The sequence below is a fragment of the uncultured Cedecea sp. genome (assembly GCF_947498825.1).
In the GTDB taxonomy this organism is placed as follows: Bacteria; Pseudomonadota; Gammaproteobacteria; order Enterobacterales; family Enterobacteriaceae; genus JGM124.
Genome location: NZ_CANMLV010000002.1, coordinates 309684 through 323659 on the forward strand (window position 1 = coordinate 309684; position 13976 = coordinate 323659).

Here is a 13976-nt window from a genome sequence, read left to right on the forward strand (position 1 = left end):
GAAATGGCTGGCTGCGAAAAGGCACAAACAAACGGCATGCTTTCCCGCTATCACACCAGAGGGGTTCAAGAAGGAGATCCTTTCTTCAAGGGGAAGAACTTAACGCCCTGATAAAAGATTAAAACTCAACCAGATGGAAGAATGGGATAGAATCTGTATTTATATGCACACTTCATGTGCTTCACATCATATTGAGAGAAATGTGAAAGTGTAATTAACCTGAGGTTGATTCGCTCCCCTGGATACCCTCATCTTAATCGACAGAGGTATTCAGAGGGCTTAAAAGATGATGAAGATTGCAGCCATAACGTCTATAATCGGCGCCCCACATAGAGGTAGACCATGACTGTTAGTACATTTTCCGAACTCGAACTTGATGAAAGCCTCCTGAAAGCACTTCAGGATAAGGGCTTTACTCGCCCAACAGCTATTCAGGCTGCGGCTATTCCCCCTGCGCTTGAAGGGCGCGATGTGCTGGGCTCCGCGCCAACGGGTACCGGTAAAACAGCAGCATATTTGCTGCCAGTGCTACAGCATCTGGTCGACTTTCCGCGTAAAAAATCTGGCCCTCCACGTATTTTAATAGTGACCCCGACGCGGGAACTGGCAATGCAGGTTGCAGATCATGCCCGTGAACTGGCTAAACATACTCATTTGGATATTGCGACCATCACCGGTGGCGTAGCCTTTATGAATCATGCCGAGGTTTTCAGTGAGAACCAGGATATTGTGGTGGCGACTACTGGGCGTCTGCTGCAATACATTAAAGAAGAAAACTTCGATTGTCGGGCTGTTGAAACACTGATCCTTGACGAAGCAGACCGTATGCTGGACATGGGATTTGCTCAGGATATCGAAACTATCGCAGCAGAAACTCGCTGGCGTAAACAGACCATGCTTTTTTCTGCCACGCTGGAAGGCGATGCGATTAATGATTTTGCCGAACGTTTACTGGAAGATCCGGTGGAAGTCTCCGCCAGTCCTTCAACCAGGGAACGTAAAAAAATCCACCAGTGGTATTACCGGGCAGACGATGTTCAGCATAAAACAGCCCTGCTGGTTCACCTGTTGCAGCAACCAGAAACCACACGTTCAATCGTGTTTGTTCGTAAACGCGAGCGAGTACATGAGCTGGTTTCATGGCTGCATGAAGCAGGGATCAAAACCTGCTATCTGGAAGGTGAAATGGTTCAGGCTAAGCGCAATGAAGCCATTGCGCGCTTGAATGATGGTCGTGTTAACGTGCTGGTTGCAACGGATATCGCCGCACGCGGTATCGATATTCCGGATGTCAGCCATGTTTTCAACTTTGACTTGCCCCGTACTGCCGATGTCTATTTACACCGTATCGGTCGTACTGGACGTGCGGGTCTGAAAGGGATTGCAATCTCCCTCGTTGAAGCCCATGACCATTTATTGCTGGGTAAAATCTCGCGTTATATGAACGAGCCGTTAAAGCCACGCACGATTGATACTTTGCGTCCGGTAACGCGTATCCCGAGTGAAAAGCTAAGCGGCAAACCGTCCAAAAAAGTGCTGGCAAAACGCGCAGAGAAAAAAGAGAAAGACAAAGAGAAACCGCGGGTCAAAGTACGTCATCGCGATAAGAAAAATGTCGGTAAGCGTCGTAAGCCGAGCGCTGATAACGCCCCGGTATCAAAAGAGTAGTGAAATAACGCATTTAAGGAAACAACACCCGGTTGCCTGTCATAATATTAAACGCCTGATATTTTATCAGGCGTTTTTTTGTTTTTATTGCCTGAGAGCCAACCCAATAATAAATATACCTTTGTTTATATCCCCCCGCCTTTAAATGCATCTCAAGTCCATTTAACTGGATAAAAAAACAGAGTGTAAACGCTACCACAATGTGATGTGACATTATATTTTTATAAATTGTCTGTGCTATAGTTAACCTATAATATACGGTGTTCGGAGGTAGGAATGAGAGTTCTGGTTACAGGTGGTAGCGGTTACATAGGAAGTCATACTTGTGTGCAACTGCTGCAAAACGGGCATGACGTCGTTATCCTGGATAATTTGTGCAATAGTAAACGTAGCGTCGTTCCGGTTATTGAACGCCTGGGCGGAAAACACCCTTTATTTATTGAGGGCGATATTCGTGACGAAGCACTACTGGCAGAAATTTTCCACGAGCATAATATCGATGCGGTTATCCATTTTGCCGGACTCAAAGCCGTCGGTGAGTCAGTCAGTAAACCGCTTGAGTACTATGATAATAATGTCACCGGCACACTGCGTCTGATTAACGCGATGCGTGCTGCTAATGTCACCAACTTTATCTTCAGCTCTTCTGCCACCGTATATGGCGATCAGCCAATCATTCCGTATGTAGAAAGTTTCCCCACCGGCATGCCTGCCAGCCCTTATGGTCGTAGTAAACTCATGGCAGAACAGATCCTGAGCGATCTGCAAAAAGCACAACCTGACTGGAGCATTTCATTGTTGCGGTATTTCAATCCGGTGGGTGCTCATCCATCAGGTGATATGGGGGAAGATCCTCAAGGTATCCCTAATAACCTGATGCCCTATATTGCCCAGGTTGCCGTGGGTCGCCGTGATTCACTGGCTATTTTTGGCAATGACTATCCAACCCAGGACGGCACCGGAGTACGCGACTATATTCATGTCTTGGATCTTGCCGACGGGCATGTTGCCGCAATGCAAATGTTACAAGGTAAACCAGGTGTGCATATTTATAACCTCGGTGCCGGTGTCGGTAGCAGTGTGCTGGAGGTAGTCAATGCTTTTAGCCAGGCCTGTGGTAAACCGGTAAATTACCATTTTGCACCCCGTCGTGATGGTGACCTGCCTGCTTACTGGGCAGACGCCTCTAAAGCTGACCAGGAACTCAACTGGCGTGTGAGTCGTTCCTTACAAGAAATGGCCGATGATACCTGGCGCTGGCAATCCCGCCATCCCAATGGCTACGCAGACTAAGGAGTTATTCATGACACAATTTAACCCTGTTGATCATCCGCATCGTCGGTTTAATCCCTTAACCGGACAATATATTCTTGTTTCTCCGCACCGGGCTAAACGCCCATGGCAAGGTGCCGAAGAAACGCCTGCCATTACCCAGTTGCCGTCTCACGATCCGGAATGTTTTCTCTGTCCGGGAAATGTTCGTGTAACGGGTGACAAAAATCCTGACTATACCGGTACATTAGTGTTCACCAACGATTTTGCCGCTCTGATGACCGATACACCGAATGCGCCAGAGAGTCAGGATCCCTTAATGCGCTGTGAAAGCGCACGTGGCACCAGCCGTGTTATTTGCTTCTCGCCCGATCATAGTAAGACCTTACCCGAACTGTCAGTGTCTGAGCTCGAAGGCGTGGTAAAAACCTGGCAGGAGCAGACCGCAGAACTGGGTCAGACCTATCCTTGGGTGCAAGTTTTTGAGAATAAAGGCGCGGCGATGGGCTGCTCCAATCCACATCCACATGGTCAGATATGGGCAAACAGTTTTTTGCCCAATGAAGTTGCGCGTGAAGATAAGCAACAGCGTGAATATTACGCTAACCAGCATTCCCCTATGTTGGTGGACTATGTACAACGTGAACTGGCAGATGGCAGTCGCACAGTGGTCGAAACCGAGCACTGGCTGGCGGTTGTTCCTTACTGGGCGGCCTGGCCATTTGAAACCTTATTGTTGCCTAAGGCACATGTATTACGCATCACCGATCTTACTGATGCCCAACGCCAGGATCTGGCGCTGGCGCTAAAAAAACTCACCAGTCGCTACGATAACCTGTTCCAGTGTTCTTTCCCCTACTCTATGGGATGGCATGGAGCTCCCTTTAATGGTGAAGAAAACGCGCACTGGCAACTACATGCCCATTTCTATCCACCACTATTACGCAGTGCAACAGTACGTAAGTTTATGGTTGGCTACGAAATGTTAGCTGAAACACAACGTGATTTAACTGCCGAACAAGCAGCAGAACGTCTGCGTGCTGTCAGTGATATCCATTTTCGTCAATCCGGAGAATAGGCATGAACCTGAAAAATACCACCCAGCAACTATTTACAGAAAAATTTGGTTATAACGCTACTCATGTTATTCAGTCTCCGGGACGCGTTAATCTGATTGGCGAACACACTGACTATAACGACGGTTTTGTCCTGCCCTGCGCCATTAATTACCAAACGGTAATTAGCTGTGCAAAACGCGATGACAACATCGTTCGAGTGATCGCAGCCGACTACGATAATCAGGAAGACAGCTTCTCTCTGGATAATCCGATAATTCAGCACGAAACGCAGCAGTGGTCCAACTATATTCGGGGTGTAGTCAAGCATTTGCAGTTACGTGATAACAGCTTCGGCGGCGCTGACTTGGTTATCAGCGGTAATGTTCCTCAGGGTGCTGGTCTGAGTTCTTCGGCCTCTCTGGAAGTGGCGGTTGGAAAAACCTTCCAGCAGCTTTATAACTTGCCACTTGATGGTGTACAGCTGGCCCTTAACGGCCAGGAAGCTGAAAACCAGTTCGTCGGCTGTAATTGCGGCATTATGGATCAGCTCATTTCCTCTTTGGGCAAAAAAGACCATGCATTGCTGATCGACTGTCGTAGCCTGGAGACCCGCGCAGTTTCTATCCCTGAAAATGCTGCTGTAGTGATAATCAACAGTAACTTTAAACGTACCCTGGTAGGTAGCGAATACAACACGCGCCGTGAACAATGCGAGGCAGGTGCTCAGTTCTTTGGTAAAAAAGCCCTGCGTGACGTCACTTTGGATGAGTTTAATGCCTCGGTAGATGCACTTGATCCGGTCGTAGCTAAACGTGTTCGCCATATACTGACCGAAAACCTGCGTACGCTTGAAGCCGCTGATGCGTTAGCTAAAGGCGATTTTGTGCGTATGGGCCAGTTAATGGCTGAGTCACATGCTTCAATGCGCGATGACTTCGAAATTACCGTGCCACAAATCGATACCCTGGTAGAAATTGTCAAGGCTGCCATTGGTGAACAAGGTGGCGTGCGTATGACTGGCGGTGGCTTTGGAGGCTGTATTGTCGCTCTGGTGCCTCAGGAACTGGTTCCCGTTATCGAACAGGCTGTCGCCAGAGAATACCAAGTAAAAACCGGTATTAAAGAAACGTTTTATGTCTGCAAAGCTTCCGCAGGAGCCGGTGAATGCTAGATCAGGCACCTGATGGGAAACCTTTTTACCTTTCCACCCTGCGTAATAAAGCAGGGATGGAGGTATCAGTCATGGACTGGGGGGCAACATTACTCTCTTGTCGTGTCCCTATGAAGGACGGCAGTCTGAGAGAAACCTTACTGGGTTGCCCTTCACCAACAGACTATCCTCAGCAGAACGTTTATCTCGGCGCCAGTGTGGGCCGCTATGCGAATCGTATCGCTAACGGGCGATTACTGCACAACGATGAAGTGACCAGGCTTGAGATAAATTCTCCTCCTCACCAACTTCATGGTGGGCCGGAAGGTTTTGACAAACGTCGCTGGCATATCCTGAGTCAGGATGAGCAATCTGTTCTCTACGCGCTAGACTCACCAGAGGGCGATCAAGGTTTTCCGGGCGCATTACAGGTGACCGCGCATTATCAGTTAACTGAAGACAACAGGCTGCGTATTGTCTATCAGGCAATAGTCGATAAGTTATGTCCGGTCAACCTGACTAACCATGCTTATTTTAACCTTGACAGTGAAGCCGGCGACATTCGCCATCATCAGTTGCAGATCTTTGCTGACAGCTATTTACCGGTGGACAGTACCGGGGTACCACCAGCAGGATTGAGATCGGTAACGGATACCAGTTTTGATTTCCGTACAGCGAAAAGCATTGCCCGGGATTTTCTCAGCGACACCTGTCAGCAGGCGGTAAAAGGCTATGATCACGCGTTTCTGTTGCAGGCAAAAGGTGACCTGAGTCATCCGGCAGCTAAACTCTGGTCACGGGATGGTCAGCTAGAGATGCGGGTTTATACCACCGCCCCGGCGTTGCAATTCTACAGCGGTAATTATCTTGAAGGCACTCCAGCCCGTGAGCAAGGTATCTACCATGATCACCATGGATTAGCACTAGAGAGTCAGTTTTTGCCAGACAGCCCTAACCACCCGGAATGGCCCCAGCCTGATTGCTGGTTAGGGCCAGGGGAAAAATATGAGAGCGTCACGGAATATCAATTTATAGCACAATAATAATCTGGCTCTTCAAGAGTGAAGAGCCAATAATACTGGTTTTCGGTATGCACTGTATTAACACGCCAAGTAATTAGCCTGGTCGGCCCTGACCATAACACAGCTTCACTTCTGCTTAACTATATATCTAAAAAACGATAAACAGCCTTTTTTATCTGATTAAAGTTTATGAAGACTATTTCAAAGCTATTCATCTTTTATCATGTTCTAAAACGCACTCCTTTATTCTTCAATGATTGGAGCTGGATTTGTTACACTCAGGAGGCACCACACCATTATTGAATCAAAATTAATACATCAACAAAGTGAAAAGAACAATATAAAGTATCCAGAATGGTTTCTATCAGGTTTTCAATAAGTATTCGGCATTTTTTAACCAATACGTCGCCCTTCGATAAACTTCAGCATTTTTTGATAACCTGAAGAAATATAGCGTTATTCTTTTCTTTCATTGGTTTCAATTTTCCGAAAACTTCAGCCGGGCTGTTCTTCACTGATCAACGGCGCAACTGCAGCTCCTCCACCTGACTGATGATGAACCCTGCTCGGGCCAGCAGTGCCTGAACCCGGTCATCTCTGCTTAGCTTTGGCAATACCTGTATAAAGATGTTGTGCTAGCAAGTTCTGTCACCACCAGCCCAGCGATTGATATCAATTAATGTTGGTGATCTAATTCCCATACTTAACACGTTCTTTGTTGTGTACAAGCTGACCTTTGCTTTATCTCCATCATGACTTTCTATCTCAATTAGCGTGTTATTTATCAATAATCCGTCCGCAAGGAGCTTTTGATTGATCTCACCCTCTTTTCGCTCGGTATCAAACTCGCTTAATACAACGACCGGATTCCCAAGAAATTCCGCATATTCCAGACACTGTCTTGCCATGTATTTTAAAGTTCGATAAGTTTCGTATGCCCCTGTATTGCTGATGAGATTCCCGTCATAAGATGTATGAGTATCTTTTAATTCACTGACTGTTATGGCACATCCGCTGATTGCCAGCGAAAATAATAATGTAGCCAGGGAAATATATTTCAATTTGAACTCCAGAATTCCGGTAAATGACCTTCGCAGAGGGGATAAATATCGCCTTTTCTTTTCAGGATGATTTAAGTTTGGGGAAGTCAATAGTCACCATGAGTCCACCTTCTGCAGCCGTAGTGAGATTTACGCTGCTGTTGTGTTGCTGCGCAACAGCTTTAACTATTGCAAGACCTAAACCACTCCCGCTTTGCATCTGCCGCGGATCGCGAAAGAATCGATCAAATACACGATCCCTTAATTCAACGGGAATACCGGGTCCGGCATCTGATACACGTAGCTGCGTAAATTCATCTTTTAATTGAACCTCTACCTTAACCCGTCCGCCCTCTGGACTGTACTTAACAGCATTTTCTATGAGATTGTCGATCAGTGACATCAGGCGTTCTCTGACTCCCGTAATCCAGGTGTCATCATAAGCGTAAAATTCTAGCTCAATCTTGCGTTCAGCAGCGAGTGGCGCCAACGCAGCCATACACTCTTGTATGAGCGTCGTCAGCGGCACAGGCTCCATAACCGTGTCAATACGCGCTTCGCTGTGCATCAGCAGCAGCAACTGATTGACAAGGCGAGCAGCCCGGCCATTACTGCGAATAATGCCTGCCAGCAATTCCTGTTGATTGTTGCTGCTTACATAGGACTGCAAAGCCTCAACATTGATACGCATCGCAGCCAGTGGAGTACGTAGCTCGTGAGCGGCATCTGCAATAAAAACCCGTTCTCTTTCCGAACTTTCTCGCACCCTTGCAAGAAATACATTGATCGCATCAACCATCTGACGAAGCTCTCTTTGCCTTGGCACTTCTTTCAAGGGGGAAAGATCGTCTGGCGTTCGTAAAGAAACTTCATTAACCACTTTATTCCAAGGGCGCATTGCAATGCGGATTGATAACCACGCAGGAAACAAAAGAAAAGGAATGCATACCAACAGCGGTAATATGTAATAGCCACGGGAGTTCAGGTAAAAATAAAAATTCCATCCTGCCGCAGGAGTCAAAAGAGTGATCTCTATGTCACCATTTTCTGATTTTAGCGTACGGCTGGTCCAGGCCCGCCCTTCATTCTGAATACGCTGAATTTCTCCAACCCGGGTATTTATTACTCCAGTCGGAGCACCATCAGATGAATAAATGAGTGCTTTATTCTTGCGAACAATCAAGCTTATTGACAGCTCTGGATCTTCACCTCCGCCATAACCTTCCCGCAGCGCCTTGCTGAACGCATCAAGAACAACGCTTAAATCTTGCGGTCGTTCATCCATACTCTGGACCAGGGTAAAAACGGCATCGTAAGTCTTGTTGCCCGTGAGTATTGATGGGCTACGCAAGTCCTCCCATAAAACGAAGGTCAGAAAAAGACACCAAAGCAGTGTAAGCAATAGCATCTGGGCGACCATAATTCGCCGGACGAGCGTTGGGAGCCTCAATTGCCGACAGAAATTACGCATCAACCTTCCCCTTTATGGATTGGGACAGTATCAATGACATATCCCACACCCCTGACTGTTCGCACATAGCCGTCGCCGATTTTGCGACGCAAATTCCCCATATGCACATCAAGAGCGTTGCTCATATTTTCTTTTGAGCCAAATACCCTTTCTTCCAGAAACCTTCGTGTCAGCACGCGGTCAGTGCGCAGCAGCAAGATTTCAAGCAGTGCGTATTCACTGGCCGTCAAATCCACATTCCGGGCACCAATTGTCACGCGACGAGTTGGTAAATGGAGAGATAAACCCCGAATTTCTATTGCTTCATTCTCAAAACCGTAGCTGCGGCGTGCCAGTGCTTTCACCCTTGCCAGCAACTCGGCAAGAATAAAAGGTTTAACTAGATAGTCGTCTGCGCCGGCATTCAGGCCACAAAGACGATCCTGCAGCGTTCCTCTCGCAGTCAGAATAATAACCGGGAGCCCCTTATGCTGTTGGCGCAAGAATGCCATCAGGCTCATGCCATCACCGTCAGGCAACCCAAGGTCAAGCAGAATAAGTTCAGGCTCGCAAGCATCGATTTGATGCAGAGCATCCTCATTGCGGCGAACCCATATGACCTCAAATCCTTGATCTGTGAGGGCGATACGTACGCCATTACCGAGATCGAGATCATCTTCAATTAATAGAATTTTCATAACAGTAACTGTATCGCCAGTGAATGAAGATCGTCTGAAGAAAAACAGTATCAGTAAAATTATCAGGTTTGCGGCATCGGTACTTCCTTCAGTATTTCTTCATTTTTGGCTCATGAGAACTTTAGGGTAAACATTCAAACTGAGCATTCTGGCATGTAACAACTGCTTGTCTTGTAATCAGTTTAGTCTATAAGGACTTCTTTAATGAGAAATATAAACCTGCATAATAAGTCCCCAAGTTCACTCTCGGGTCTCAGCCTAAAAAAAATATTGCCGGGCGTTGTCCTGATCCTATTGGCCCCCCCGGTACTCGCAGCGGAGCAGAAACAGAGCAACGAATTGACCCTGGGAGGAGGTGTTGATATTGCGCCATACTATTCTGGTTCGGAAAAAAGTCGCGTCACAACTGCCCTTGTGCTTGATTACTCTACAGAAAATGGTTTATTCGTCAGTTCTACACGCGGTCTCGGCTACGGCAACAACATCGGCAAGTTTAATTACAGCGCTGCGCTGAGTTACCGTGCAGGCCGTAAGGATCGCGACGTAGACAGCAACTCAATGAGCGGTGGCAGCAACTACTTGCGCGGTATGGGCGATATCAAAGGCTCTGCTATCGGTATACCTACCCTGGGGTATGAGATAAGCGACTGGATTAATGTGCAATTACAGGCAGAAATACCCATTTCTGAACTTGATAACGGTACGGCTTTGCATTTCGGCATTGTCAGCCCGCTCTATCAATCATCGAATAGTTCAGTGACACTGACATTCACCGGCAGTTGGGGGACAAGTAAGTATATGCAGACTTACTACGGAGTAAGCACATCACAGTCGGCCAACTCAGGATTTAAACGATATGATGCAGGCTCTGGAATTTTTGCATGGTCAACGAATATTGACTGGACTTATAAGATAAGTCAGGACTGGAGCGTGATTACCGGGGCAGGATTTACGCAGTTGACGGGGGATGCACATAACAGCCCCATTGTTCAACGAAAAACATCGCCTACCGGAAGTCTGAAAGTGGCATATAGTTTTTGATCGTTGTTTGACGTGTGATTTCCAGTAATTTGTTGCTATTTATAGTTAATAAATAATCAATCGAGCCTGATTTAGAGAACGGGCATTACTGGGGCTACGTGAAAAATGAAAATTATCATACAGTAAGCGTATACTTGGTGCTGTCAGGATTTGGCTGTATATCTATAGAAATAAATAGCTGTTCGAAATGATCCATCACCTGTAGCGAATGCGGTAACGAAAGCATACCGCTATTTCGGAAAGTTGGATATCGTGCTTAACAACGCAGGTTATGCGCTGATCAGTGCGATTGAAGATACGAGTATCAACAAGGTTAAAAACGAGTTTGATACCAATGTCTTTGGTATGCTTCGCGTTATCCAGGCCGAGTTTCCTGTGCTGCGTAAGCAGAAACAGGGGCATATTCTGGGGGGCAGTGTGGCGGATCTGTAACGAGTTTCTATAATGCCTCAAAATGGGCGCTGGAGGCTCTGTATTAAAGTCTGCCAATGGAAATTTCAGTATTAATGCCCCTTATCCACATAATGCGGACACAGCCCTAAGCGAGGTTCTGGCTTTCAAACTATTCCGGGCAGACGCCGACACAGGCACAGTGACGACGCCACCGATTGTAATCACACTCGATATAATGCCCCCCCGTCGTCCACACCATTTCCCGAGTGATAAAACGTTCATCGTGGATGCATTCTGCTTTCAGTGAGTGGAAGAAGCTTTCTGCACAGGTATTCAGGAGGAACTACAGTTTAGTCAAGTCGAAATCATCAAAAAATTTATTTCTAAAGATACTGACGGCCCTTTTCTGGGGCCGTTTTATATGAGGCTGGAGAATAACTCAGTTATGAACCGGGGCAGGGATAGCGGCGTTTACACGCAGCCCTTCTGCGTTAAACACCATACAATTACGAATATCAAAACGCAGCTTTAAATTCTGATAAGGACGGAAGTGAACATCGCCCGGCAATAACATTTTAAAACCGTCATGACCATGACACTGGCCGAACAGATAGGTGTTGTTACCCAAACGTTCAACCACTTCACAATGAAAATCAAGCGCCAGAGACTCTTCCTGTGTCACCGCCAGATGTTCAGGCCGCAGGCCCAGCGTCACCGTATCTCCGGGCTGTAATGCCTCGGTTTTCATCTCAAGCGTCAGGCTCCGGCTCTCAGAGAGTTCGAGGGTAATCTGATCCGGTTGCCAGTTTCTGACGACAGCCGGCAGAAAATTCATTTTTGGTGAGCCAATAAAACCGGCGACAAACTTATTCACCGGATTGTAGTAAAGATCCATCGGGGATCCCATTTGCTCGACTTTACCGTAATTCATCACCACAATTTTATCGGCCAGCGTCATAGCTTCAACCTGGTCATGGGTAACATACACCATGGTTGTTTTCATCTCCTGATGCAGTTTGGCAATATGCAGTCGCATATCTACGCGCAGTTCGGCATCAAGGTTAGACAGCGGCTCATCAAACATAAATACACGTGGCTTACGCACGATAGCACGGCCAATAGCCACACGCTGGCGCTGTCCGCCAGAAAGTTGTTTCGGTTTTCTGTCCAGAAGATGGGAAAGTTGCAGCGTCTTTGCCACCATTTCAACCTGATGGCGAATCTCCTCTTTAGGAACTTTATTCACTTTCAGGCCATAACCCATATTTTCAGCAACCGTCATATGGGGATAAAGCGCATAAGACTGGAATACCATTGCTACGCCGCGGTGCGATGGGGCAACGTCATTAATCACTTCGTCGCCAATCAGTATCTCACCACCACTGATCTCTTCCAGCCCGGCAATCATACGTAATAACGTCGATTTACCACAGCCGGATGGCCCGACAAACACCGCAAATTCCCCATCCTCAATATCGAGATTGATGTTATGCAGTGTTTCGGTTTTGCCGAAGCGTTTGGTCACGTTCCTCAGTCTAATGCTGGACATTCGGTAATCCTCGAAAGTTATCATTCTGATGCTATGAATCGTTATGCTGTCGTCACTAACCCAATAAATGTATTACGTATAACATTCCATCAGGAAGATACACAACACAGATAAAGCATGGAAGAACTATAACTTCCCTGAATTTACACCCCTACCTGATGATTTCATTTCTGCAACAAAGATCACACAATAGCGACATTTTTGTAGAGTAAAACAGCCTCAAAGCGTAGCGTATAACATTGTAACGCATTACCGGAACCTTTACCCTACTCTGCGTAAAAAGCGAATTCAACGTTCAGAAGCCTTGTTTACTACTAAGTACAAAACACAACAATGTTATACCTTCACAAGAGACTGAGAATGAAAACCAAAAAGATAACCGCAATAATCCTAAGTGCACTGGCCGTGGCTCAGTGTGCCAGCTTCTCTGTACAGGCAGCACAAAAGCAGTTAACCGTTTGGGAAGACATCAAAAAATCTGATGGTATTAAGCAAGCTATCGCCGATTTTGAAAAGCAGTACGATGTGAAAATTAAAGTGCAGGAGATGCCTTACGCCCAGCAGATTGAAAAATTACGCCTTGATGGCCCTTCAGGCATTGGCCCTGATGTTCTGGTCATTCCCAATGACCAACTGGGTGGCGCGGTAATACAAGGGTTGCTGAGCCCTCTGGATATCAATAAGACCCTGGTGGACGCTTTCACACCCCCTTCTGTCGCAGCCTTTACCATGAATGGTTCACTCTACGGCTTGCCAAAAGCAGTAGAAACCCTGGTGATGATTTACAACAAAGATATTCTGCCCGCTCCACTTGCCACCCTGGATGAATATGCCCAGTTTTCGAAAAAACAGCGGGCAGAGAATAAATACGGCTTACTGGCAAAGTTTGATCAAATTTATTACTCCTGGGGTGCGATTGGCCCTATGGGAGGATACATCTTTAAAAAAGAGGCTAACGGTAGCCTGAATGCTAACGACGTTGGCCTGAACACACCAGGTGCTGTCGATGCGGTCACCTATCTGAAAACCTTCTACACCGATGGCCTGCTGCCTACCGGTATTTTGGGCGATAACGGCCTGAATGCTATTGATTCATTATTTACCGAGAAAAAAGCCGCTGCGGTTATCAATGGGCCGTGGGCATTCCAACCCTACGAAGCTGCCGGTATTAACTACGGTGTTGCGCCACTTCCTGCATTACCCGACGGTAAAGAGATGAGTTCATTCTTGGGTGTGAAAGGCTACGTGGTTTCAACCTGGAGCAAAGATAAACCACTGGCCCAGCAATTTATTGAATTTATTAATCAACCCCAGTACGTCAAAACTCGCTATGAAGTGACCAAAGAGATCCCGGCTCTTACCGCGATGATAGACGATCCATTAATTAAAAATGATGAAAGGGCCAGCGCCGTTGCCATTCAAGCCAGCCGTGCTTCCGCCATGCCGAGTATTCCTGAAATGAATGAAGTCTGGGGCCCTGCTAACGCAGCACTGGAGCTAAGTCTCACCGGTAAACAAGCCCCTAAAGAAGCGCTGGATAACGCGGTAAAACAAATTCATATGCAAATAGAAGCCATGCAGGCGAGTAATCAATAAATCTCGTGAAACTGGCGGCCTGTTAAGGCCGCCAAAAGA

General features: G+C 46.9%; 12 protein-coding genes and 1 pseudogene. 8 read left to right on the forward strand and 5 right to left on the reverse strand.

Going from position 1 to position 13976, the window contains the following annotated elements; genetic code table 11:
* Positions 1-342: 342 nt before the first annotated feature.
* The 5 genes from srmB (at position 343) to galM (ending at position 6191) form a co-directional block, all read left to right on the forward strand.
* On the forward strand, positions 343-1668 hold the full coding sequence (srmB, locus tag Q1A40_RS04855; protein ID WP_299998300.1) for an ATP-dependent RNA helicase SrmB: 1326 nt from the start codon (positions 343-345) through the stop codon (positions 1666-1668).
* A 276-nt stretch (positions 1669-1944) separates the two neighbouring features.
* On the forward strand, positions 1945-2961 hold the full coding sequence (gene galE, locus Q1A40_RS04860; RefSeq protein WP_299998301.1) for a UDP-glucose 4-epimerase GalE: 1017 nt from the start codon (positions 1945-1947) through the stop codon (positions 2959-2961).
* A 10-nt stretch (positions 2962-2971) separates the two neighbouring features.
* Positions 2972-4018: a galactose-1-phosphate uridylyltransferase gene (galT, locus tag Q1A40_RS04865; protein ID WP_299998302.1), complete on the forward strand. Its 1047-nt coding sequence runs from the start codon at positions 2972-2974 to the stop codon at positions 4016-4018.
* A 2-nt stretch (positions 4019-4020) separates the two neighbouring features.
* Positions 4021-5169 carry a galactokinase gene (gene galK / locus Q1A40_RS04870; RefSeq protein WP_299998303.1) on the forward strand — a complete coding sequence of 383 codons (1149 nt, stop codon included), beginning with the start codon at positions 4021-4023 and terminating at the stop codon, positions 5167-5169.
* A complete protein-coding gene (gene galM / locus Q1A40_RS04875; RefSeq protein WP_299998304.1) occupies positions 5163-6191 on the forward strand; it encodes a galactose-1-epimerase in 1029 nt (342 codons plus the stop codon). Before galK ends, galM begins: the two co-directional genes overlap by 7 nt.
* Before the next feature lie 614 nt (positions 6192-6805).
* On the opposite strand, the gene Q1A40_RS04880 is transcribed toward galM, so the two are convergent.
* From Q1A40_RS04880 to Q1A40_RS04890, 3 genes are read right to left on the reverse strand one after another with little or no spacing between them, the layout of a single operon-like run.
* Entirely contained in the window at positions 6806-7243 is a 438-nt protein-coding gene (locus tag Q1A40_RS04880; RefSeq protein WP_367275731.1) for a hypothetical protein, read from the reverse strand.
* A 49-nt stretch (positions 7244-7292) separates the two neighbouring features.
* On the reverse strand, positions 7293-8681 hold the full coding sequence (locus Q1A40_RS04885) for a HAMP domain-containing sensor histidine kinase (RefSeq protein WP_299998306.1): 1389 nt from the start codon (positions 8679-8681) through the stop codon (positions 7293-7295).
* A complete protein-coding gene (locus Q1A40_RS04890) occupies positions 8681-9358 on the reverse strand; it encodes a response regulator transcription factor (RefSeq protein WP_299998307.1) in 678 nt (225 codons plus the stop codon). Before Q1A40_RS04890 ends, Q1A40_RS04885 begins: the two co-directional genes overlap by 1 nt.
* A 204-nt stretch (positions 9359-9562) precedes the next feature.
* On the opposite strand from Q1A40_RS04890, the gene Q1A40_RS04895 reads away from it, so the two are divergent.
* Both Q1A40_RS04895 and Q1A40_RS04900 read left to right on the forward strand, forming a co-directional pair.
* Positions 9563-10399 (forward strand): MipA/OmpV family protein, encoded by an 837-nt coding sequence (locus Q1A40_RS04895; RefSeq protein ID WP_299998308.1) that lies wholly within the window; start codon positions 9563-9565, stop codon positions 10397-10399.
* 174 nt (positions 10400-10573) lie between these two features.
* Positions 10574-10831, forward strand: a complete 258-nt coding sequence (locus Q1A40_RS04900; RefSeq protein ID WP_299998351.1) for an SDR family NAD(P)-dependent oxidoreductase — start codon at positions 10574-10576, stop codon at positions 10829-10831.
* A gap of 130 nt (positions 10832-10961) precedes the next feature.
* Here the strand turns inward: Q1A40_RS04900 and Q1A40_RS04905 are convergent.
* Together Q1A40_RS04905 and Q1A40_RS04910 are read right to left on the reverse strand one after the other, a co-directional pair.
* Positions 10962-11126 (reverse strand): annotated as a pseudogene (locus tag Q1A40_RS04905) (IS3 family transposase); the annotation flags it as partial.
* 105 nt (positions 11127-11231) lie between these two features.
* Entirely contained in the window at positions 11232-12341 is a 1110-nt protein-coding gene (locus tag Q1A40_RS04910) for an ABC transporter ATP-binding protein (RefSeq protein WP_299998309.1), read from the reverse strand.
* A 360-nt stretch (positions 12342-12701) separates the two neighbouring features.
* On the opposite strand from Q1A40_RS04910, the gene Q1A40_RS04915 reads away from it, so the two are divergent.
* Positions 12702-13937, forward strand: coding sequence for an extracellular solute-binding protein (locus Q1A40_RS04915; RefSeq protein ID WP_299998310.1), 1236 nt, complete (start codon positions 12702-12704; stop codon positions 13935-13937).
* Positions 13938-13976: the final 39 nt, after the last annotated feature.